Origin of the sequence: Psychrobacter sp. VH5 (assembly GCF_050572635.1) — a bacterium.
Lineage (GTDB): Bacteria > Pseudomonadota > Gammaproteobacteria > Pseudomonadales > Moraxellaceae > Psychrobacter > Psychrobacter celer.
Window position 1 is genome coordinate 507882 of the sequence record NZ_CP192145.1, and the last position, 22678, is coordinate 530559.

Here is a 22678-nt window from a genome sequence, read left to right on the forward strand (position 1 = left end):
TCTCTATTTGATCGATGTTTTTGATACGTTAAATACGCGATATTGCCACTATTTAATACGAATAAAACACCGTCTATTATTGGATAACGGCGTTGCTTTTATATTGATAAATGTTAGCTTTCTCTATTTAATCGAGAGACACACAAACTAGAGAATAGGATATAGGGCGCAGGGCAGTATGGTAGGCGTCATTGTGGCATATTTAGCCGAGGTTTTATCGTCATATCATTGTGCATGATTGGCTGCGTTGATTTGCTGCATGGATGGCAAGACAAGGGACAGGATAGATAAAGACCAGAGGTGTTTTTGTTTGTAACGCTTGCTTGAATAAATCCATCCGCTCCCTATAAAGATAACGGTCGTTCAATATGACTTTTTATGCCTTTATTCGGTCGCAGCGCATATCGATACGCAGCGCATCGATACCATAATAAGTATGCATGATAAAGCATTGAGCGACTTGATAGCGCGATGTATCTGATTTATTTAGCGTCGACTATAGGCAGCAGTATAATAACGAACATTCACCAATCACGACAAACACCATAGGACACAATATGGCACACGATAATTTATTTGAACCTGTCAAAATGGGCAGCCAAACCCTAAAAAACCGCATCATTATGGCACCTCTGACCCGTCTGCGCGCAGTCGAGCCAGGCGATGTGCCGACCGCATTGGCAGGCGAGTATTATTCGCAGCGCGCAGGAGCAGGGCTGGTCATCACCGAAGCGACGCAGGTATCCTTTCAAGCCAAAGGCTATGCTGGCGCGCCTGGTATTCATACGCCAGATCAAGTCACCGCATGGAAAGCTGTGGTCGATAATGTCCATGCCAAAGGTGGCAAAATCGTCGTGCAGATGTGGCACACAGGACTGGTCGCGCACAAAAGCGTGCAGCCAGATGGGCAAGCGCCGATCTCCGCTTCCGATGTCGAAGTCGGCGCTCGCACGTCACTGCGTGATAGCGATAATCAAGCGATTCGCGTCGAAGCCACACCGCCGCGTCCGGCGACTTTGGACGACATTAAGCAAGTGATTAAAGACTTCGCTCATGCAACAACCATGGCTCGCGAAGCTGGGTTTGATGGGGTAGAAGTCCACGGCGCTCATGGCTACCTATTGCATCAGTTTTGGGTCGAGCATACCAATAAGCGCGATGATGAATACGGTGGTAGTAAAGAAAACCGTGCCCGTCTAACGCTCGAGGTCGTTGACGCTTGTATTGCAGCTTGGGATAACGATCACGTTGGTATTCGTATCTCTCCGCAAGGCTCGTTTAATGGCGTAGATGCTGGCTATGATGAAGACGATAATATCTGGCTGATTGAGCAGCTCAATAAACGCAATCTTATGTATCTGCATATCTCTGAGCCTGATTGGGCGGGTGGCACGCCTTATACCGAAGGCTTCCGCCAGCGTATCCGCCAAGCGTTCGACAACATGATTATCGCAGCTGGCGGCTATACTGCCGAAAAAGCATCGCAAAATATCCAAGCCGGCTACATCGATGCGGTGGCATTTGGTCGTGACTTTCTTGCCAATCCTGATTTGCCGGAGCGTATTCGTCAAGATGCACCGTTAAATGAGCAGCATCCGCAGAGCTTTTATGGTGGCGGCAGTGAAGGCTATACTGACTATGCGTTTTTGGATAAAAAACAAGCCTAATGTAGCGACGATTAACTTTAAATTTTAAGCGTTAAAAAGCCGCTTTACCTCTTTGTAAAGCGGCTTTTTTATGAGAAATTCGATGTTAGGGCTTCGATATTTGTTAATTTTGACAGACCCTTTAGTAGGGCAGCTCCTCATTTTTAGCTCATTTAGACGGCTATTAATTGAATTGAGATATAGTCGTCGATACACTCTAAAAATGTCATAGCGCTACTGGGATGAATTTTGCGCAGCCTCTGGGAACGCAGCACGCAAGTAAAATTTATACCAGTAGCGCGTTTAAATCCATAACAGTTTTACATTCAGCTAACTATACGCCCTAGTATCGACGATATAGCGGTCATTGATATAGCGGCTACTGATACAAGGGTCATTGACCAAAACGACCCGCTTGATAATCACGCAAGGTTTGATGTAGCTCTTCTTTGGTATTCATGACAAAGGGTCCGTGGGCTGCTACAGGCTCGCCGATAGGTTCACCGCTAAGTAACAGCAGTTTGGCAGAAGTTTCGACAGGCGTTTTTTTGACAGGCGCTTTGACAGGAGTAGCGGCCAGCTCGTCAGTGTGAGCAGCGAGAAGGCACAGCTCAATACGGTCATGAGTTGCCACTTGCTCCGCCGCCATCTCAGCGCGGTGCTGGGTTGGCGCGGCAAATTGAATTAAATGACCCGCACTGATGGCGGTACCATTCACCAGCACCTCGCCTTCTTGTACCAGCAGGAGCACATTGTGAGTATCAGGGAGCTGTAGCGTCGTTACGCCTGCACGATGTAGCGCGATGTCCCAGAGGTTAATGGGTGTAAAGGTGCTGGCCGCCCCTTTGATACCTTGCCAATCACCAGCGATAATCGCCGCTGTGCCAATCGCTGTTTGATGGTTACTATCTGCTGTCAGCGTCACCATCGGCATGTCGGCGCGCTTGATGCTCTGATATCTTGGCGCTGTTAGTTTATGAGCGCTCGGCAGATTGACCCACAGCTGTACCATGCTAAATAGCCCGCCACGCGCACCAAACGCCTCAGAGTGAAACTCCTCATGTGTGATTCCGCGCCCTGTGGTCATCCACTGGGCATCACCTGCCAAAATATCGCCGCGACCGCCGGCCGAGTCAGCGTGACTGATCTCACCTGCATACGCGACAGTCACTGCCTCAAAGCCTTTGTGCGGATGTTGTCCGATGCCGTGCGGCTTGGTCTGATAATGAGGGTTTGGGGCAAAGGTGGTCGGCTGGCCATAGTCAAATAACAAAAACGGGTCAGTATGGCGATAGTTAATGTCAGGGTCATCATCCAAATGGTTGATTAAGGTTTTTACATAAAAACCATCACCTATCCATTGTGGCGCTTTGTCACCATGAATATGTTTGATCGGACGCATGTATCACCTCATAAAAATAGTATATGGCTTATGCAGCATAACGGGAGCCAAGCGTCAGATGCCTCAATATAGTATTATCTCAGTATATATTCAAAATAACATATATTATGCTTGTTTGAGTCATTATTTCACTGACGCAAGATTGGTTGGGTTGGGTTGGGTTTTTTACATAGAGCAGGAGCAGCGGGGGCATGATAATGCGGCTTATACCACTTATACTATCTCGCCGCATACATCGCCACTGGCCCACGCCCACTGAAAATTATAGCCGCCCAGCCAGCCGGTGACGTCTAGCACTTCACCGATAAAATACAGTCCTTCTTGCAATTTACTCTCCATCGTTTTTGATGATACCTCGTCGGTGGTCACCCCGCCGCGCGTGACCTCGGCGGTGCGGTAGCCCTCGGTGCCAGAGGGTTTGAGCTGCCAGCCGTTGAGCACCGCGCCCAGCTCCAGTAGCCGCTCGTCTTTGATATTGGCAAGCTCGGTTTCTTTGATATCATCCCACAGATGCGCTTGTAGGGCGGAGAGCAGTTTTTTTGGTAGCGGGCTGGTGGTATGGTCAGCCAAAACGGTACGAACCAGCTGGCGTGGATGGGATTTTTTGTGAGCAAGCAGGAGTGCAGTCATATCAGTATCTGGCAGCAGATTGATACGGATGGTTTCTCCAGTATGCCAATAGTTTGAAAGCTGAAGCATGGCTGGGCCTGAGAGCCCGCGATGAGTAAATAGCAGCGGTAGTCTAAAGGAGATACGCTCATTGCTGGCAATCACCAGTAGGCTGATGCCTGCCAGTGAGCGGATAAGCTCGCCAGTCTGATCGGTAAAGGTAAAAGGCACGAGGCTGGCATCGGTTGCCACCAGAGTATGACCAAACTGCTGCGCCAGCTCATAGCCAAGACCGCTGGCACCCATCGTCGGAATTGACAAGCCGCCCGTTGCCACCACCAGCGACTCACAGCAGTAAATGGTTTGTGGCAACGTGGGCGAGCTTGTGGCCTCTTTTCTTGCTTGCTTTTCTTTTTTACTCAGCGATTTGCTGGTGCTCAACTCAAAGCGCGCATGGTTGGCACTATCGATCGGTTTTACGCCATCAATCTGTGTACTAAGCTTGATATGCACACCGACTGCCGCGCACTCATCTAGCAGCATGGTCACGATGTCTTGGGCTGAGTCGTCACAAAACAGCTGACCGTGCTCGCGCTCATGATAGGGAATATGGTGCGCCGCTACCATACCGATAAACTCCCAATTAGAATAACGGCTCAAGGCCGACTTACAAAAGTGCGGATTGGCGCCGACAAAATGGCTCGGCTCGACGACATAGTTGGTAAAATTGCAGCGTCCGCCCCCCGACATGAGGATTTTCTTGCCTGCTTTATTGGCATGGTCGAGCACCAGCACGCGGCGACCACGGCGACCAGCGGTAAGCGCACAGTATAGACCGGATGCGCCCGCACCGATGATGATGACGTCGTAATGGGTAGAGTGGGAAGCGGGACGATGGTGACTCATGGGGATCTCATAAATAAAAAGGAGTGGGGGATGCGCGTGACGTCTAGATTAGCCCATATAAAGGTAAACCCAGATATAGAACAACCCAAATAAAGGGAAGCTAAACAGGTTAAGTGCGTAACAACAGCCAAAAACCCTCATCGGCGAAAAAAAGCCAATATAAGCGCGTGTCATCGCCGCTGGCGTGTAACTATTGTCCATATTTCATATCAGGTTACAAGGATTAAATGTAATGGTGCAGTCGCGCGCCAGCAATAAGCAAGTATACGGCTGTACAGTGAAATTGTTATGAATGGGCATTGATGCCTTGCAACCGTCCCGCTTATTTGTCAAACTAACACAGAGTGTCACACATTATGGAAGATGACTCTTATTGCTTGTACAGGCAGTCGCGCGCGGCGGTTTGTGCGAGTCATAATAATGAAAAAGGACGAATACTATGACGCAAAAATCATTTCCTGTTGCAGACGACTTTCTTGCCGCCGCCAATACCAGCGCGGAGCAATACCAAACAGACTATCAGCAATCTATCGAATCTCCTGAGAGCAATGATGCCTTTTGGGCACAGCGTGCCGAGCTGGTCGATTGGATAAAAAAACCCACCAAAATCAGCGACGTCAACTATGATTTGGACGATTTTCGCATCAAATGGTTTGAAGACGGTCAGCTCAATGTCTCTGTCAACTGTCTCGATCGTCATCTAAAGACCCATCCTTACAAGCCTGCCATCATTTGGGAAGGCGATCACCCGTCGCAGCATAAAATCATCTCATTTAAAGAGCTGCACGAAGAAGTCTGCCGGTTGGGCAATGCACTGCGCAAGCTGGGTGTCGAAAAAGGCGATCGAGTGACCCTATATATGCCAATGATACCAGAGGCGATGATCGGTATGCTGGCCTGTACCCGCATCGGCGCAGTACACTCTGTGGTATTTGGCGGTTTTTCTGCTGAGAGCTTGGGCAATCGCTTGGTCGATAGTCGCTCCAAAGTCATCATTACCGCAGACGAGGGCGTGCGCGGCAATAAACACACCCCGCTAAAAGCCAACGTCGATCGGGCGTTGGACATGGATGGCACCGACACGGTCACCAACGTCGTCGTCGTGCACCGTACTGGTAACTCAGTACCGATGAGTGGCCGCCGCGACATTTGGTACCATACCTTAATCGATGGCGAGTCTGAGCATTGCGAGCCTGAGGTGATGAATGCCGAAGACCCGTTGTTTTTATTATACACCTCAGGCTCTACGGGTAAGCCCAAAGGCGTACTGCACACCACAGGCGGCTATCTGACGTATGCCATCTCAACTTTCCGTGACGTGTTTGATATCAAAGACGATGACGTCTATTGGTGTACGGCGGATGTCGGCTGGGTGACGGGGCATACTTATACCACTTATGCACCCCTTGCCAATGGTACGACGACCGTGATGTTTGAAGGGGTGCCTGAGTATCCAACATGGGCGCGCATTGGTCATATTATTGATAAGCATGACGTGACGATTTTGTACACGGCGCCGACAGCGATTCGGGCGATGATGAAAGAGGGCGATGCCTTTGTCCGTGAGTCGGATCGCTCCAGCCTACGATTGCTGGGTACGGTCGGCGAGCCAATCAACCCAGAGGCTTGGGACTGGTATTATCATATCGTTGGTAGTGGCAAATGCCCCATCGTCGATACATGGTGGCAGACTGAGACAGGCGGTATTCTCATGGCTCCCATACCAGGTACGGTGGCGCCAAAACCAGGGGCGGCGATGAACCCGCTATACGGCATCAAGCCAGAGATTGTCAATAGTGATGGCGAGGTTTTAGAAGGCGCTGCCGAAGGCAATCTGGTAATTAAGAGCAGCTGGCCGGGGCAGATGCGTACGATTTATAACGACCATGAGCGCTTTTTAAAGACATACTTTAGTGACTACCCAGGTTATTACTTTACAGGGGACGGCGCGCAGCGCGACGAAGATGGACACTACTGGATTACCGGCCGTGTCGATGATGTGCTCAATGTCTCAGGCCATCGCTTAGGCACAGCGGAGATCGAAAGCGCGGTGGTGGCGCATCCGGCGACCGCTGAGGCAGCCATCGTCGGTATGCCGCATGAGATACGCGGCATGGGGGTTTGCGCCTTTATTATCCTAAAATCTGGCGAGACGGCCACAGAGTCGCTAAAAGCCGAGCTAAATCGCCATGTGCGTACAGAGATCGGCCCGATTGCCAATCTTGATGCTATCTATATCGTCGATGAACTGCCCAAAACCCGCTCAGGCAAGATCATGCGCCGTATCTTGCGTAATTTGGCTGCAGGGCAGTATGTGGGCTTGGGCGACTTATCCACGCTAGCCGATAGCTCAGTGATCAATCAGCTGGTTGAGGTGGTCAAGGCGGAACGCGGTGAGTAAGCAGGTAAGTAACAGGTAAGTAAATAGTAATAATATCAACAATAAAAAAAGCCATGTTATCGACGGTAGCATGGCTTTTTTACGTAGATGATATTGATATCAGCAGGTTTTAAGGGTTCAATAGCTTTTATGAGCCTCGCTATCTGCACAAGACCGCCTGCACATGCTGGCTTACACACATTATTTTTTTGATCAAAACACCAAAAGGCCGACTGTCGTTATGTCTGAGCACACACTCCACTCTTGTCATCCTGCTGATACCGCTGCACCGACCATTGCCATCATCGGTGGCGGGTTGACGGGACTGTTTACCGCCACTTTGTTGGAGCGTGCGTTTGGTCATACGCCTGCCGCCCAGTCGATGCCTCAGCTGACGATTTTTGAAAAATCGCGCAGCGTGGGGCGTTTGGCCACCCGATATCGCCGCGATAGCCAAACGCATAAAAACTGGCAATGGGCGTTTGGGGCGCAGTTTTTTACCGCAAAGACCGCCAGCTTTCAGCAGTTTATAGCGCCATGGCTCGACATGGGTACGATACAGCCGTGGTGTGCCAATGTGATCGAGATGACCACTGCCCATACAACGGGTCAGCGGCCCTCTACCATAAAAAAAGAGCGCTGGAATACCGAGCAAGCTCGCTATATCAGTACCCCAAAGATGACCAGTTGGGGGCGCGCGCTGGCAGGCGAGCTACAGCACACCACCATGCGCTTTCAAACCCGTGTGGCACCACTGGCGCAGTACACTGAGCCAACAGCTGGCGAAAATAAGCAACAAACTAAGCAAAAAACTGAGCTGTTTGATGAAGCAGGCCATAGTCTTGGGCTATTTGACTGGGTGATCTGTACCGCGCCAAACGTGCAAGCGGGCGAGCTGATGGCTGGCAGTGGCTTTGACAAACAAGAGAGCATCAGCACCATCAAGATGCAAGCTTGCTACACGCTGATGCTCGGCTGGAATGAGGGGCAGGCACTTCCTGCGGCGTTGACGGATGCAGAAGACGGTGGCAGATGGGACGTCGCTTATGTCAATGATTCAATCATCGATAGGATATTTATAGAGCAGCGAAAACCTGCCCATGAAACGCTGCTACCGAGTATCACCATCCATGCCCGCAACGACTGGTCCGAGCAGCAGGTCGATGAAGAGATAGGGCCGGTACAAGCTGCGCTATTGACAGCAGCGCAGCATGCTTTGGGCTGGGATGATGCCTGTGCCCCCACACAGATCGATTGTCATCGCTGGCGCTATGCCGCGACGCGCTCCGATGCGCAAACCCCCGCCCAAGGCGTACTCACTGATGCGTCTCGGCAATGGATCGTCAGTGGCGACTGGTGCGGGCAAGGCAATATCGAGAGCTGCTATCACATGGCGCAGCAGACAGTTGAGGTGATCTGCGCCGCGCTTTCAGGGCGGTGCGTTGCTACCCCTTGATAATGACAGAGGGCGTTTATAATAATCGGCGCTGGGCGGGAGGCCCGTTGATAATATCCATGGAGGAGGTGCTATGTTTGGATTCGATATAGACTTAGAGCTCATGCAGTACCACTTTTTTCAATTGGGTGTTGCCTTTATTTTATCGTTGCCCATCGCGCTCAACCGCGAGATGAAAGACAACGGCGCGGGGCTGAGGACGTTTCCGCTAGTGACGATTGCCTCTTGTGCATTTATGCTGGTGGGTATGGATATCTATGAATCAGCAGGTGAGGCGAGGATTATGTATGCCATCATCACGGGTATGGGCTTTATCGGCGGCGGGGCGATATTTAAAAACGAGATGGGTTCAAAAGGCACTGCCACGGCGGCCAGCTTATGGAACACGGGCGCAATCGGTATTTCGGTGGCCTATGGTCGCTACGAGATTGCCATTATTCTGTCTGCGGTTGGTTTTTTGATTTTGCAGTTTTCTGAGCCCTTTAAGAGCAAAAAAGAAAAAGACACTCCCTAATCTACTGTAGAAAATTTACCAGCAAAAAAAAAGCCCACAGAGGAGGTGCTGTGGGCTGAGGAAAACTGGACAGGTAGCAAAATCGTGCTACAAGGCAGTGGTGGTGTCTTGTTGTTATTATGCGGTTATTACGTGTTTTCATCGACACTGCATGGCACTAAACACATCAGTAGTATGCTTAAAAGTACTGTACATGGCCGTTTTGGTTCTTATCTACAAATCTACAAAGCCATCTTCGGTACTGACTGTACTTACTAAGATTAGAGCGATTATAATCCGTTCAATAGGCAGATATATTTACTTACATATTTAAGTGTACAAGTGTTTTCGTTTGCATGGCTATCATAACGCAACTGATGGTGATTTGGCTACGATTCGGCGATTTTGGTTACATGACATTACGTTTTATCTTTGGGGGCAGCATAAGAGATGGCATGACGGCTTGCCCGAAAAGTGCTAAGCTATCTGCCATTATTATGTCTATATAAAACTGGGTTTGCCATGACTGAGAGTACGCATTTGCATACGCAGGAACCACCAAGTAAGCAAAATACCAAAAGTATTTTTAACTTGCCAAACAATCTGACCATTGCTCGTATCTTAATGATTCCGCTGTTTGTAGCGATTGCTTACTGGCCGCCAGCGATGGGAATTGGCATGCCTGCCATCTCAGATAATGTCATCGCGCGGGTAGGGATGAGTGAGTTTAGCGATAGCTTATTGCGCCATTTATTATTGACGGGTGTGTTTATCTTAGCGGCGATTACCGATTGGCTAGACGGTTATTTGGCTCGTAAGCTCAATGTCACCTCAGCCTTTGGCCGCTTTTTGGACCCCGTCGCTGACAAGCTGATGGTGGCGGCAGCTTTGATTATCCTCGTGCAGTGGCACCCAAATATCATCATGGCCATCGCAGCGATTGTGATTATCTCGCGTGAAATCGCGGTATCGGCGCTACGTGAGTGGATGGCTGAGCTGGGCAAAGGCACCAGTGTGGCGGTCTCCTATGTCGGCAAGCTCAAAACCACCTTTCAGATGGTGGCGATTACCGTATTGCTGCTAAACTGGCAGTCGCTTGAAACCATCGGCTATGCGCTTATGGTGGCCGCTGTGGTTTTGACGCTATGGTCGATGATGATTTATCTAAAAGCGGCTTGGCCGTACCTCAAACAAAACGGCTGATATTTAACGCTGTCTATAAAGGCATCTATCGATTAAAGACCCTAGTTTTTAATATTCGATATCAACACCTAATATTTAACACCTAATTCCCAGCAAAAAAACGCCAGTCGCATCAGCCACTGGCGTTTTTTGCTATGGTTATCGCTTATATTTATACTTCTTGTTATGTAATACTTCTTATAGCGCGATTGACTCTATAGCGTTACGGAGTTGTTTTCCCCCAGATTGGTCGCTTTTTTGCCATCCATGACCGCAGCGGTGGTCATCTTAAACATATTGACCACTGAGCTACCACTGAGCCAGTATTCAGCGCCATGTGGCACGACTTTGATGAGCTGGACATTTGGGTCTTCTTTGCCTTGCTCGTAGAACGCATTATAAATCGGCGACCATAGCTCATCGAGCTTTTCTTGGTCTTCAACCAGCTTAGCTTTACCATTGATCGAGACGTAATTTTTGGCGTCTTGGCTGACATAAGCCAAGTTTACTTGTGGGTTTCTTTCGATGTCTTTGACGGTTTCGGTGGTTTTATCACCGATAAACCAAATCTCTTTGGCACCGATACTGGTTTCACTGGTGGTCATCGGGCAGGCGTGCAGGTGGTCTTCATGCGTACGTGTGGTCATCATGGCAAATTTAACGTCTTTTACCAATTCTTGCACTTTATCGATATGGTCTTGTCTACTCATAGGGATTTCCTTTTCTTTATAGTTTGTTAGGGTTATAGATTTTTGATATTTGATAGTGTGTTATTTGATGGTGACGTCGATTGGCTTTGAGCAGAGACTTTGGATAAAAATATAAAAGACCTCCGCTATCCCGCAACTGCCATCTAGCATAACGACTACTGGCAAAGCATTTATATAGGCTGCCAGTAATACGATGTGACGGTTTGTAAGGACTATAAGTATTAGGTAAAAATTGTGACGGCATCCATCGAAGCTTGCTGCTTTGCAAATCCTCAATTAGCGCAGTAGATTGCTGCTGCATCAAGTAAAGAAAGCTGTCACTTTGGCAATTTATCGTGGTTTTGGCCTGCTTATTATGGGGCTTCTTGTTATAATACGCAGACCATTTACTTTGCATGGCAGAGATGCCTTTCTTACGGATTATGCCTTATGATGACCATCGCCGGACAACCGTTTCTTACCGATTTTCAGACGCAGCAACTCATCAGTCAGTTTCAGCAAAAGACCGAACTAAATGTCAGCCAGATCCATACTCAGCAAGTATATGTGCTATCACGAAAGCTTGTTGATGAAGAGGCGCAAAAAGCGCGGGACTTGCTGGGCGTCACAGCGGGCACTGAGCTTGTTGCTCCAGAGGACAATCAGATACAAGTGATCGTCGGGCCGCGTTTTGGGACGATCTCGCCATGGGCAAGTAAAGCGACCGATATTTTTAATAACTGCGACATCGCGCTCAATCGCGCTGAGCGTGTCGTGGTATATACCCTCACCGTTGCAGGCGGCACTACGGGCACTGATGGCAAGCTGCCTGCTGCCGCTGAGCAGTTGTTATTTGACCGTATGACCCAGAGCTTGGTTTATGACTTAAACGACGTGAGCAAGTTGTTTGATGACGAACCACCAGCGGCGCTCAACCGTATCGATGTGATGGGTGAAGGACGCAGTGCGCTTGAGTCGGCCAATACAGAGTTTGGTTTTGCGCTATCGAGCGAAGACATCGACTATTTGATGAATGCCTATGTCAATGAGCTGCAGCGTAATCCGACCGACGTTGAACTGATGATGTTTGCGCAGGCCAACTCTGAGCATTGCCGTCACAAGATATTCAACGCTGAGTGGACGATCGATGGCGAAGTGCAGCCAAAGTCACTGTTTCAGATGATCAAAAACACCTATCAATCAAACCCGCAAGGCATCTTATCTGCTTATAAGGACAACGCGGCGGTGATGGCAGGGGCAGAGGGGCTGCGTTATTATCCTATTCCAACCGACGCGATGGATGCCAACTCAATCCATCCGTATGACTTCCATCAAGAGGTCATCGATATCTTAATGAAAGTCGAAACCCATAACCACCCAACCGCGATTGCTCCTTATGCTGGCGCGGCAACGGGCGCAGGCGGTGAGATTCGTGATGAAGGCGCAACGGGCCGCGGCGGTAAACCCAAAGCCGGTCTCACAGGCTTTCATGTGTCACATTTGCATATTCCTGAGATGCCTGAGAAGTGGGAGCAGTCTGGTCAACTAAGCACGCAAGACTACGGTACGCCAGATCGTATGGCGACTAGCCTTGAGATTATGACCGAAGCGCCATTAGGCTCGGCCAATTTCTCAAACGAGTTTGGTCGCCCTAACCTATGCGGCTACTTCCGCAGTTTTCAGCTTGATACCTCAGCGGCAAAAGACGGTAGCGAGATGCGCGGCTATCATAAGCCCATCATGCTGGCAGGTGGTTATGGCAATATCAAACGCAACCTTATTGAAAAAAACGCCATTCGCAAAGGGGATTTGCTTATCGTCCTTGGTGGCCCGGCGATGCAAATCGGTCTGGGCGGCGGCGCGGCATCGTCAGTCGATAGCGGTGAGTTGGATGAAGGTTTAGACTTTGCTTCAGTGCAGCGTGATAACGCCGAGATGGAGCGCCGCTGTCAAGAAGTTATCGATCGCTGCTGGGCCTTAGCTGGTAACGATATTGACGCTAGTAATGCCAGTCAAGACGGCAACCCAATCGTCTCTATCCATGATGTTGGTGCAGGCGGCCTGTCAAACGCCATGCCAGAGCTGGTCGATGACCATGACATGGGCGCGCATTTAAACCTACGTAAAATCCCGTCGTTAGAAGCGGGCATGTCACCAATGGCCATCTGGTCAAATGAGGCGCAGGAGCGTTATGTCCTCGCGATTCGCCCAGAGAGCAGAGCGCAATTTGATGCGATCTGTGCTCGTGAGCGCTGCCCGTATGCCATCTTGGGTGAAGCCACAGAAGTACGTCAACTTGTCGTTAATGACGAATTACTGCCTGAGCAGCCAGTCGATATGCCGATGCAAGTATTGCTCGGTGGTACGCCAAAGATGCAGCGCAGCTTTGAGCGTCAAGAGACTGAGTTGCCTGCGCTGGACTTGGCTGATATCAATCTAACCGAATCCATCAAAGATGTGCTACGTCATCCAACTGTCGCGAGCAAGTCTTTCCTTATCAGCATCGGTGACCGCTCGATCACCGGTATGGTAGTGCGCGATCAGTATGTGGGCCGCTATCAAGTGCCCGTCGCTGACTGCGCGGTGACAGCATCAGGTCTGGTGGCGCTAGATGGTCAGCCAATGACTGGTGAAGCCATGAGTGTCGGCGAGCGTACGCCTGTCGCCCTTATCAATCCAAAAGCCTCGGCGCGTCTGGCGGTTGGTGAAGCCATTACCAATATCGCCGGTGCCCGTATCGCTCAGCTATCCGATATCACCATGTCGGCGAACTGGATGGCGGCATGTGGTGATGATGCTGAGGACGCGGCATTGTTTGACGCCGTTCACGCAGTCGGTGAAGAGCTATGCCCAGCACTGGGTATTGCGATTCCAGTCGGTAAAGATTCGCTATCGATGCGTGCCAGCTGGACGGATAACGATGAAGGTGAAAACCAAGAAAAATCAGTGGTCTCGCCTATGAGTTTGGTCGTGACGGCCTTTGCACCGGTCGCTGACGTGGCAAAAACCCTCACCCCTGAGTTGATCAACGGCGACAGTGCGTTTTACCGTATTGACTTATCTAAAGGCAAGCTGCGTCTTGGCGGCTCAATCCTCGCGCAAACGGCAAGCCAATTGGGCAACGAATGTCCTGACCTTGAAAAGCCAAGCGACTTGATCGACTTCTTTAACTTTATCCAAGCGGGTAACGCGCAAGGCGTTATTAGCGCTTATCACGATATCGGTGATGGCGGTCTACTGGCGACAATTGCAGAGATGCAATTTACCAGTCGTCAAGGTATCAAGCTGTCATTGGCTGATGATAATCTACTCGGTCAACTGTTCAGTGAAGAGCTGGGCGCGGTCATCCAAGTATTACCAGAAAACGTCGCTGCTCTCATGCAATTGGCAGAAGAATTTAACGTCAGCGATATGCTTAGCCTCGTCGGTCAAAGCACTGAAGAAGACAGCCTTATCATTCAAACCCCTGCTCTTATGGGTGACGATACCCTACGCTTTAGCCGTTCTGAGCTGCAGCAAGATTGGAGCCAAGTCAGCTACCAAATCGCCCGCCGCCGTGACAACCCAGCGTGCGTGCAGCAAGAGTATGACTTGATCTCTGATGCCAGCCATCAAGGTCTGATCGCAGCGCCAAACTTTGATCTGAACCAAAAAATTGAAGAACCATATTTAGCTAGCCGTGAAAGCAAACCAAGAGTCGCTATCCTGCGCGAGCAAGGCGTCAATGGTCAGACCGAGATGGCAGCAGGCTTCACCCAAGCAGGCTTTGAAGCGGTCGATGTCCACATGAGCGACTTGCTAGAAGGCCGTATCAATCTACGTGACTTCGACGGCTTGGTCGCTTGTGGCGGCTTTAGTTACGGTGATGTACTTGGCGCAGGCTCAGGCTGGGCGAACTCTATCTTGTTCCATGACGAATTGCGTATGCAGTTTGTGCGCTTTTTTGCCCGTCCGGATACCTTTAGCTTAGGTGTCTGTAACGGTTGTCAGATGATGGCGCAATTGAAAGATTTGATCCCAGGCGCAGAAAACTTCCCACGCTTTATCGCCAATAAATCAGCGCGATTTGAAGCGCGTACGGTCAACGTCAAAGTTGAGCGTACCAAGTCCATCCTGTTCAAAGGCATGCAAGACAGCATCTTGCCAATCGCTGTGGCGCATGGTGAAGGCTATGCCACCCTGGATAACACCGAGATCGACGGTATGGCGCGGCATGGTCAGCTCGCCATGCGTTATGTCGATAGCCAAGGTCATCCAACTGAGACGTATCCGCTCAATCCTAATGGCTCAGTCGGCGGCGTCACGGGTCTATGTAGTACTGATGGCCGCGTCACTATTATGATGCCGCATCCTGAGCGTAACCTAAAAGCCTATAACCACAGCTGGAAACCAGAAGAATGGGATGAGGACGGCGCGTGGATGCGTATGTTCCGTAACGCCCGTGCATGGTTGCGTTAGGATAGTTTGAGTTAGTTTAGAATATTGTTTGAGGTAATAAAAAAGGTGGGCGTAATGCTCACCTTTTTTTGTGTTTGGGGTTTGGTGATCTATGGAAGGTTAATGTGGAGCTGCGACCCCCAACGATTTTAGGCTAAAAATGGAATGATGCAGTAGGGTAAGTTAGCGATAGCGTAACCCACCATCTGTGTGGCAAACTAACCCATCTACAGCCATTATGTAAATGTCGATAAATTTTTCCCAATAAAAAATTAGTATTAATATCTCAGGTTTTAGATAGGGGACCATATGCTAGATAATTTCGGTAGTTTCTTAATTAGATTTCGTCCACTATCTCATCATATTAATAAAGAGCTTAAAGAAACCTTGTTTAAAAATGAGGCGTATCTAGATAACCGTTCTAGTTTTATTGAATCAAGTGTAGTTTCTTGGTCAAACTCTTATAAAAAATATCTATTTCTACTAGTAGTTTTATGCTTTGCAGTTGGTGGAAATACATATTTGTGGATGAACTATGTACCAACTTATGCAGGAATTAGTTCAGATTCTAGTTGGTTAGGTATATTACTAACTGGTCAGATTACGATTATAGGTCTGATTTATCCGTTAGTTATTTCACTAGTTAGTATTTTATTTCAAGATAAAGCAGGTAAAAAGGTCATTTTTTCTTTATATCAGAAGTTTTCTGGTTTTATGTTTGCTGGTTTGAGTGGTCTATTATTGGCTATTGTACTTTACTTTAGTTTAATTTTTAATGAATCCTTGTCAAGTCGTATTAGTTTAGTTTTAAATTCAACCTTAATATTTTGGTTTATCTTCAACTTATTTTTAACAATATGGTTTTTTGTAAAAACACTAAGTATTCTAGATGAAAACAAAAAAAATGAGTTTATCTTTCGGTTTGTAACAAATGAAGTGTGTAAATCCGATTTAAAACAGAGAATACGCAAGGTATATCTGGAAGACTTATACCAGAACGGACTATTAAAAGCTACTGATGTCGATGTATTAGACCCATCGAAAAATTCAATGCTGAATCAATATGATAAAGAAATTGGTTACATTACAGGTAAAGATAAAGAGTTGTACGACGTCTCACTATGGAAGTTGAATTTAGCGATATGGTTGCAAACTAAAGTTTTAAAACACTCTATAAACAAAAGAAGTCATGAATCAATAAATTTTAAACTATACGTTTCTATCCCTGCATTTACAGGTAAAAATAAAAAAGTGAATCTTGCGAAATATTCAGGCTTTGACATAAACCCATTAGTAGCGTTTTTAATAAAAAATTCTGTGAAATATGAAAAGAAAAGCAATAAAACAGACATTAGCATATCATCTGCCTTAGAGGCATTTACTAGTCCTTTATATAATGCGTTAAGTAATAATGACGAAAAAGACTTTATTGAATCATTGGATAGACTAGCAAAGTATCACATACAACTAGCTGATGTTTTATCTTTTGAAAATAATAGCGGTGAGTCTGATAACTGGTTATTGCTAAGTGAAGGTGCTTGGAGTGGGTCATATTTTACAGGATTTATGAGGAATTATTATATTCTGTTGAAGCAAACAGTTGATAAAATTCCGAGTAATACACAATACTTCTATCATAGCTTACGTTTTTACCGAAAAATTTTCTTCGAACAAAAAGATATAACTCAGTCTGAAACTGAGACCGTTCTCAGAAATACGTTATACCTTTGGGTTGCTCTTTTAAAGTGGAAAAAATTATCTGATAAAGCTGATGTAGCAGTTAGTGATGGTTTTGAAGATTCTATAAATAATTTTGTATCAATCTGGGAAGAATGGAAGAATTTTTACATTAAACATAAATATAAGGATACTACTAAAACGTATCTAATATTGTTTGAGCATCTAAAAAATACATCTGAAATGGTGGTAGAGTCAGTAAGATTTGAAAATGACCAAGCATTGGGTTGGTCTACCGATATGTTAATTCACTGGAAGAATAGAACTTTAGATGTGCAGACTTATAACGAAGAGCACTTATGGCATTCAGAAGTTATTGATATTGAAATGTTATCCAAAGATAATTTCGACTTATGGTTTAAGATTAGAAAAGGAGGAGACGAAAATGTAGATTCAACCATCAGCATAGCTATGAAAAATGCCTATGTTGACATAAGGTTTTTAACAGTATGTTCTATATTAGCTAACAGCGATGAAATTCCAAGAGTCAAAACTTATATTGATGCATTGCTAGAAGAAAAGAGAGTCTATCCTACTGGTACTATTGATACTCAAGTTGAAAGTATTAATCAGGCTAGTCAATTGCTAGGTATTTATATTAGATACAAAAAATTTAATTTTAGTGGTATAGACGGTGAATTTAGTTGGCAGAAAAAACTACTTGAAAATTATAGCCGTAAATTTAGTCAGAAAATGGTTTCTGGTAGGATGTACGCAGGATGGCACAATGTAAGTATAGGCAATGAGTTTGTTCAACTAATTGTTTCTTACTCATCAAGCAAATGGAAGCTATCAAAACGCTGGTTAGATATTTTAGAATCAAATATTTATAGCTTTTCAAACAGGGTGGATATTATTCGTGATTTTAAAGCTTTAATTGATATTGCTAAAAAAACATCTGAGTATAAGTTACTATATCCTGAAAAAACAACTCAAGAAGTGGAGAGTTATCGTAAAAATTTTATAGAGTCAATGAAAGAGCTGATTGCTGAGATTGAGAATATTAATAATATCCATATTATAAATTCTGATATCGATAAAAAAATTATCTCTGAAATAGCTAGAGTAGCATCTAATGACTTTATAGCTGATGAAATGAAATTTCCACTTAATATGTTCAATGAAATCAGAAAAGAAAAAGCTGGTCTTATCAGTAGTAGAAGGGTTCTCCAAGAAAATTTTGAAAAGTCTTATATCATGAGCGAGGATAGACCTGAAATTCACGGCATGGTTGAGTCTTGTGGTGAAATGATATCAGATCACTTAAGAAATGTTGTATTAAATAAGGTAGTTCGAACTAATGTAACAGACGAACTGTGCTTTGAATCCCTTGAGAGCATGTTGTCTTATATTTTAAATGAGATTAAAACGCCTGATGCTGTTCTTCTATGTCACCATAGTCTATCTACTTTGATATTTGACTTATTAGGTGAGTCTGAACAAAAGCTTGAAAGACTGCAAATCACCAAAAAATATTTAGAAACATACTTTTGTAAAGTTGGTGATTGTGAGGTTTATAGCAATAGTTTTAATATTTTAAATTCGTGTATTCTTACAACGAAAGGTAAGTTCAAAACTTTGGTTGTTGAAGATATTGAAGATAATAATATTGTCGAAGTGATCTTCAATGAGTATGAACAGGATAAAACAAAAGGTGATTTATCATTTGATTATAAGTTAGATATCGAAACTGATAAAACTATACCATTTATCAAACTAAGTTTGGTTCCAGAAAATATCGAGAGTGATGAAGAAGCGGTTGAAGAGCATGATGATACTATTCAAGAAGAATTGAACGAAGATAAAGCACTATCTAAGTTAGATAGAGTTTTTAAATTTATTTCGGCATATCGAAGGTAGATAGCCTATGGTGGGCTAATGAGCGTAGCCGTAGCCCACCACAATACATTAATCAGGGAAGTTCCTTTGAGGTATATTTTAGTCATCTTACTCTTCTAAATCATTCTTCCGAGCCTCAGCCATCAACTCCCGAACCCTAGCACTTTCTCTTAACACACAAGCCTCATAAGCCGACAGCTGCTCAGGCTCTTGTTCTTTTTGCTTTTCTTGCTCCTGCTCTTGTCTGGTTTTCTCTTCTAGGTATCTCTGTAGCTCGTCTTGCTCCTGTTTTTGAGCATTATTCATGGTTTATGTCTCCTGATGTGTTGCACCCTTAATAAAAATCATCCCGACCAGCATACTTCTTATTGAGCGCTTGCAATATCGCGTAGGTTTCTCTATCCATATTCCCTGTTGGCTGCTCGGGGCGAAAATGTAGTTGAAAGGCATAGACGACATCTCGGCTGGCTTTGTCCCACGCGTCTGTGTCATTGATTTGATAACCGTAATCACGAAACGCTTGCTTAATCTCGGGTATCGTCGCTGCGGCAAAGGCGTCTGGATGCATAAAGAACTGCTTATCAAATTCATCATACCAAGCGCCGATGCCATACTCATCGTATAGTCGCTGCCAAGGGCACTTGGCACCGGGGTCGATTTTACGTGATGGCGCTATATCAGCATGGCCGACGATGTTTTTGGGTGAGATGTCATAGCGGGCGGCGATATCTTGCACCAGCTGGGCAACTTTTTTGATTTGTAATTCATCAAAATCAGCGTAGTGCTCGTAAGGGTGATAGTCGAGCGTGTCATCTTTTAGCGCGCCGCGATATTCAGGCTTGATGCCGACATTGACGATCTCGATACCGATAGAGGTATCGTTTAATATCGTCCGCCCTGCAAAGCCGCCATCTCCTGCATGCCACGCGCGCTCGTTCTCAGGTACGAGGTTATAGATTTTGTCATCGTCATTGTCTAAGACCAGATAGTGCGCGCTGACATTGCCTGTGGTCAAAGTCTTTATCGAGCGCTCATTGTCTGAGACGGTGTAGTGTAGGACGATGGTTTTGATGCGCTGGCTTTTGCCAGTCGATTGATAAGTGTCGCTATCGACGCTGTAGCTTTTGGTGGTGGCGACTGGTGAAGTGGTCGTGACGCAGCCAACCAAAGGTAGGGCTAAGCCAAGTGCTAAGAAGATGTTTTTTACCATGAAATGCTCTGTTTAAATAAAGGGTATATGTCGCTGTCCACTTATATTTTAACCACCTATTATTATCAGATGATGTCTAAAGATTTTACTGATTGTATTCAGCCCCTTTTGACCTTCTTCGCCAATACCTTTTTCCAACTCTCTTCCAAACATTCTATCGCCAACCACGGCTCGATCACCTTGGCATCATACTTTTCTTTTGAATTGGACAACTGCCATAGCGTCTGGAGCGTCGCAAAGGGATAAGGACGCTCGACCAGATACACAGGCAAACCTGCATCGACCATCCCATCGCGCACCACCTGAAAGTACCAGCCAGCGATGCCTTGTTTGCTTACCCATGCCGCGATGTTGGGCACTTTGGTAAACTGGCCGATTTGGTCATTTATTTTGTAGCAAGGCCGGCGCGGCTGGACGATACGCAGCTGGAGGCTGGCAGCATTCTCTATTTCACCATACTGAAAAACATCACCGATACAGACGCTAGACTCTTCCATCTCAGGCAGGTCATTTACTGCTTCAGTGATGAGGTTTTCGCCGAGTGTGCCGACCCGTACGTTAAGGTCAAACGCTGCATTGATCTTGGTATAAGTGGCGCGCGGCAGCTGGTGCACCGCTTTTAGCGGGCCGCCATGATGCTTACGATCGGCTTGTTCGTCTGTGGTCAAGCCCATAAAGTCAACGGCGACAGGGGCGCTAATCGGTGCTTTGTCAATCGCGCTCATGGCTTCGCGGGCGAATGGCATGGCTTTGCCTGCGCGCACCTCTATCAACGTCGCGATATGCAGCGGTAACGGGTGATTAAAATCTGTATGAGCGTTTGGGGTAGCGGTGTTGGCAATGGCAGTACTCATGGCGTGTCCTAGCAGATGATTATCTAGAGATAAAATGGTTTTATCATGACATCATAGTAGCGCAAACGCGGCGCAGTTGCAGTCTTGTTGACCAAAACCCAAAAAAAAGACCAGACGGGTTCGCTGATCTTTTTTGTATCACTTGTATATGCGTCTGTAGAAAAGACAGCTGGTGGCCGTAGATTAATTGCGGCGACCGGCTTTCTTTTCGCGCGGGGTAGCGACTAGCTCAGCTAGGCTCTCAGGCGATGACCACAGACCTTCTAGGTCATAAAACTCGCGGGCTTGCGGGGTCATCATATGCACGACGATAGCGCCTAAGTCGATCAAGGTCCAATCCGAGTCGTTACCGCCTTCACGGCCAAGTGGCATAAAGCCTGCTTGCTTGACTTCGGCTCCGACGCTGTCAGCCATCGCGCGGACATGGCGCTTTGAGGTACCGTTTGCGATGACGATACGCTCCATGACATCGGTTAGGCTCTCTACATTCATCACGGTGATGTTTTTTGCTTTCATGTCATCGAGGGTGCTTTCTACAACGGCTAAGCATTCTTTTAAACGGTCGTCAGTCATGGTATTGGTCATAAATTTTCATCTCTTAAATCGTAAATATATAAAATAAAATGTTAAAGCATCCGTCTGCCTAGGACGACATTGTCAAAGTGGCTAGCAGGCCAGTAGTCCAATCATTAGCCAAAACATCAGTCAGCGTATCAGCGGTCAAGTCCTAGAGGGGCGAGCGTGGCAAAATAACAAAGATAAGGCGATTTTAACGGAATTGCGCCGCAGAATATAGCTGATGGGCGATAATATAATGATAAACAGCAGGATTTAGCCATTTAGCGAGTGGATCGGGCGGGTTCATAATAGCATTGATAGCGGATGCTGCGGTCATTTGCTCGTCTCTGACTGACTTGGTATGGTTGCCAGCCGCGCTATCAGGCACCGCTTCGCTATCACCACGGGGCTGCTGCTGTAGCGTTTGCCGTATCTGCGTGCTGGAGATGGCTGCTACTTGCCGCATGTCTATATAAATGCGGCCAGACGCTGGGTTTTTCAAGACCGCCTGCTCTATCGTAGGGTCTGTAGGCGTTTGAATAAAAGAAGGCTGAGAGATAGGCTGGGTCAATGCCGCTGGCGAGTCGGTGACTGCCGTCTGCAAAGGTGTGGGCAGCCAATATTGCAGCGCTTGTCTGGCGTTATCCGTATCAGGGACTGGCATAGTATCGCGATAAAAGACCCACAGATGTACATAATCGGTCAGCTGTAGACCATCTTGCCATTTATCCAAACTGCGGGCGCTGTCCATACCCATGATAAATATCAAGCTGTCGGCAGGATAACGCTGGCGCAGGGTGCGCACGCTATCGATGGTATAGACAGGCGGCGGCTGCCAAATCTCAAGCTCATCTATGTATAGTGGCGTGCCTTGTATCGCCAGCTTTAGCATGGCCAAACGATGCTTAGGGTCGCTGCTTTGGCGCTTGAAGGGTGAGCGCGAATTGGGCAACAACGACACATAAAGCGCGCGCTGCTGCGCTTGGGCGAGTGGTAGCAGGCTTTGATAGACTGCCATCGCCATCTGTACATGCCCGCGATGGACAGGGTCAAATGAGCCGCCAAGATAGGCGCGAATGGCAGGTGCAGGTTGCGCAGGTTGCAGGTCAGTATTTGACATAGATAAGCGGATATAGTTAGCTGAATGTAAAACTGTTATGGATTTAAACGCGCTACTGGTATAAATTTTACTTGCGTGCTGCGTTCCCAGAGGCTGCGCAAAATTCATCCCAGTAGCGCTATGACACTTTTAGAGTGTATCGACTATAAAAAGCGAATAA

General features: G+C 46.9%; 16 protein-coding genes. 8 read left to right on the forward strand and 8 right to left on the reverse strand.

Annotated features, from left to right (window positions below; genetic code table 11):
• Positions 1–557 precede the first annotated feature (557 nt).
• Positions 558–1667, forward strand: a complete 1110-nt coding sequence (locus ACNFVB_RS02225; RefSeq protein ID WP_430737943.1) for an alkene reductase — start codon at positions 558–560, stop codon at positions 1665–1667.
• A gap of 373 nt (positions 1668–2040) precedes the next feature.
• Here ACNFVB_RS02225 and ACNFVB_RS02230 read toward each other — a convergent pair whose 3' ends face one another.
• Together ACNFVB_RS02230 and ACNFVB_RS02235 are read right to left on the reverse strand one after the other, a co-directional pair.
• A complete protein-coding gene (locus tag ACNFVB_RS02230) occupies positions 2041–3048 on the reverse strand; it encodes a pirin family protein (RefSeq protein ID WP_430737944.1) in 1008 nt (335 codons plus the stop codon).
• 213 nt (positions 3049–3261) lie between these two features.
• Positions 3262–4563 (reverse strand): NAD(P)/FAD-dependent oxidoreductase, encoded by a 1302-nt coding sequence (locus ACNFVB_RS02235; RefSeq protein WP_430737945.1) that lies wholly within the window; start codon positions 4561–4563, stop codon positions 3262–3264.
• 439 nt (positions 4564–5002) lie between these two features.
• Between ACNFVB_RS02235 and acs the strand changes: the two genes are divergently transcribed.
• From acs to pgsA, 5 genes are all read left to right on the forward strand, one after another.
• Positions 5003–6964, forward strand: coding sequence for an acetate--CoA ligase (acs, locus tag ACNFVB_RS02240; RefSeq protein WP_430737946.1), 1962 nt, complete (start codon positions 5003–5005; stop codon positions 6962–6964).
• 220 nt (positions 6965–7184) lie between these two features.
• A complete protein-coding gene (locus ACNFVB_RS02245; protein WP_430737947.1) occupies positions 7185–8399 on the forward strand; it encodes an NAD(P)/FAD-dependent oxidoreductase in 1215 nt (404 codons plus the stop codon).
• A gap of 73 nt (positions 8400–8472) precedes the next feature.
• A complete protein-coding gene (locus ACNFVB_RS02250) occupies positions 8473–8913 on the forward strand; it encodes an MgtC/SapB family protein (RefSeq protein WP_430737948.1) in 441 nt (146 codons plus the stop codon).
• A gap of 45 nt (positions 8914–8958) precedes the next feature.
• On the forward strand, positions 8959–9171 hold the full coding sequence (locus ACNFVB_RS02255; RefSeq protein ID WP_430737949.1) for a hypothetical protein: 213 nt from the start codon (positions 8959–8961) through the stop codon (positions 9169–9171).
• Between the two features lie 243 nt (positions 9172–9414).
• Positions 9415–10095, forward strand: coding sequence for a CDP-diacylglycerol--glycerol-3-phosphate 3-phosphatidyltransferase (gene pgsA / locus ACNFVB_RS02260; RefSeq protein WP_288997572.1), 681 nt, complete (start codon positions 9415–9417; stop codon positions 10093–10095).
• 194 nt (positions 10096–10289) lie between these two features.
• On the opposite strand, the gene ACNFVB_RS02265 is transcribed toward pgsA, so the two are convergent.
• On the reverse strand, positions 10290–10784 hold the full coding sequence (locus tag ACNFVB_RS02265; protein ID WP_430737950.1) for a pyridoxamine 5'-phosphate oxidase family protein: 495 nt from the start codon (positions 10782–10784) through the stop codon (positions 10290–10292).
• A gap of 429 nt (positions 10785–11213) precedes the next feature.
• On the opposite strand from ACNFVB_RS02265, the gene purL reads away from it, so the two are divergent.
• Positions 11214–15221 carry a phosphoribosylformylglycinamidine synthase gene (purL, locus tag ACNFVB_RS02270; protein ID WP_430737951.1) on the forward strand — a complete coding sequence of 1336 codons (4008 nt, stop codon included), beginning with the start codon at positions 11214–11216 and terminating at the stop codon, positions 15219–15221.
• A gap of 288 nt (positions 15222–15509) precedes the next feature.
• Positions 15510–18797: a hypothetical protein gene (locus tag ACNFVB_RS02275; protein ID WP_430737952.1), complete on the forward strand. Its 3288-nt coding sequence runs from the start codon at positions 15510–15512 to the stop codon at positions 18795–18797.
• Positions 18798–18884: 87 nt separating this feature from the next.
• On the opposite strand, the gene ACNFVB_RS02280 is transcribed toward ACNFVB_RS02275, so the two are convergent.
• The 5 genes from ACNFVB_RS02280 to ACNFVB_RS02300 all read right to left on the reverse strand — a co-directional run bounded on the left by ACNFVB_RS02280 (position 18885) and on the right by ACNFVB_RS02300 (position 22518).
• Positions 18885–19082, reverse strand: coding sequence for a hypothetical protein (locus tag ACNFVB_RS02280; protein WP_430737953.1), 198 nt, complete (start codon positions 19080–19082; stop codon positions 18885–18887).
• Positions 19083–19110: 28 nt separating this feature from the next.
• On the reverse strand, positions 19111–19986 hold the full coding sequence (locus tag ACNFVB_RS02285) for an N-acetylmuramoyl-L-alanine amidase (RefSeq protein ID WP_430737954.1): 876 nt from the start codon (positions 19984–19986) through the stop codon (positions 19111–19113).
• A 98-nt stretch (positions 19987–20084) separates the two neighbouring features.
• The gene (locus tag ACNFVB_RS02290; protein ID WP_430737955.1) at positions 20085–20840 is read right to left on the reverse strand and encodes an MOSC domain-containing protein; all 756 of its coding nucleotides are present in this window, start codon (positions 20838–20840) and stop codon (positions 20085–20087) included.
• 183 nt (positions 20841–21023) lie between these two features.
• The gene (gene rsfS, locus ACNFVB_RS02295; protein WP_192993580.1) at positions 21024–21425 is read right to left on the reverse strand and encodes a ribosome silencing factor; all 402 of its coding nucleotides are present in this window, start codon (positions 21423–21425) and stop codon (positions 21024–21026) included.
• 184 nt (positions 21426–21609) lie between these two features.
• Positions 21610–22518 (reverse strand): nicotinate-nicotinamide nucleotide adenylyltransferase, encoded by a 909-nt coding sequence (locus ACNFVB_RS02300; RefSeq protein ID WP_430737956.1) that lies wholly within the window; start codon positions 22516–22518, stop codon positions 21610–21612.
• Positions 22519–22678: the final 160 nt, after the last annotated feature.

Coding starts and splice junctions, on each gene's coding strand:
- ACNFVB_RS02235 (WP_430737945.1), bottom strand. CDS start 4,563: ATGAGTCACCATCGTCCCGCTTCCCACTCTACCCATTACGACGTCATC.
- ACNFVB_RS02265 (WP_430737950.1), bottom strand. CDS start 10,784: ATGAGTAGACAAGACCATATCGATAAAGTGCAAGAATTGGTAAAAGAC.
- ACNFVB_RS02285 (WP_430737954.1), bottom strand. CDS start 19,986: ATGGTAAAAAACATCTTCTTAGCACTTGGCTTAGCCCTACCTTTGGTT.
- ACNFVB_RS02245 (WP_430737947.1), top strand. CDS start 7,185: ATGTCTGAGCACACACTCCACTCTTGTCATCCTGCTGATACCGCTGCA.
- ACNFVB_RS02280 (WP_430737953.1), bottom strand. CDS start 19,082: ATGAATAATGCTCAAAAACAGGAGCAAGACGAGCTACAGAGATACCTA.
- acs (WP_430737946.1), top strand. CDS start 5,003: ATGACGCAAAAATCATTTCCTGTTGCAGACGACTTTCTTGCCGCCGCC.
- ACNFVB_RS02250 (WP_430737948.1), top strand. CDS start 8,473: ATGTTTGGATTCGATATAGACTTAGAGCTCATGCAGTACCACTTTTTT.
- ACNFVB_RS02275 (WP_430737952.1), top strand. CDS start 15,510: ATGCTAGATAATTTCGGTAGTTTCTTAATTAGATTTCGTCCACTATCT.
- ACNFVB_RS02290 (WP_430737955.1), bottom strand. CDS start 20,840: ATGAGTACTGCCATTGCCAACACCGCTACCCCAAACGCTCATACAGAT.
- ACNFVB_RS02225 (WP_430737943.1), top strand. CDS start 558: ATGGCACACGATAATTTATTTGAACCTGTCAAAATGGGCAGCCAAACC.
- ACNFVB_RS02230 (WP_430737944.1), bottom strand. CDS start 3,048: ATGCGTCCGATCAAACATATTCATGGTGACAAAGCGCCACAATGGATA.
- ACNFVB_RS02300 (WP_430737956.1), bottom strand. CDS start 22,518: ATGTCAAATACTGACCTGCAACCTGCGCAACCTGCACCTGCCATTCGC.
- pgsA (WP_288997572.1), top strand. CDS start 9,415: ATGACTGAGAGTACGCATTTGCATACGCAGGAACCACCAAGTAAGCAA.
- rsfS (WP_192993580.1), bottom strand. CDS start 21,425: ATGACCAATACCATGACTGACGACCGTTTAAAAGAATGCTTAGCCGTT.
- purL (WP_430737951.1), top strand. CDS start 11,214: ATGATGACCATCGCCGGACAACCGTTTCTTACCGATTTTCAGACGCAG.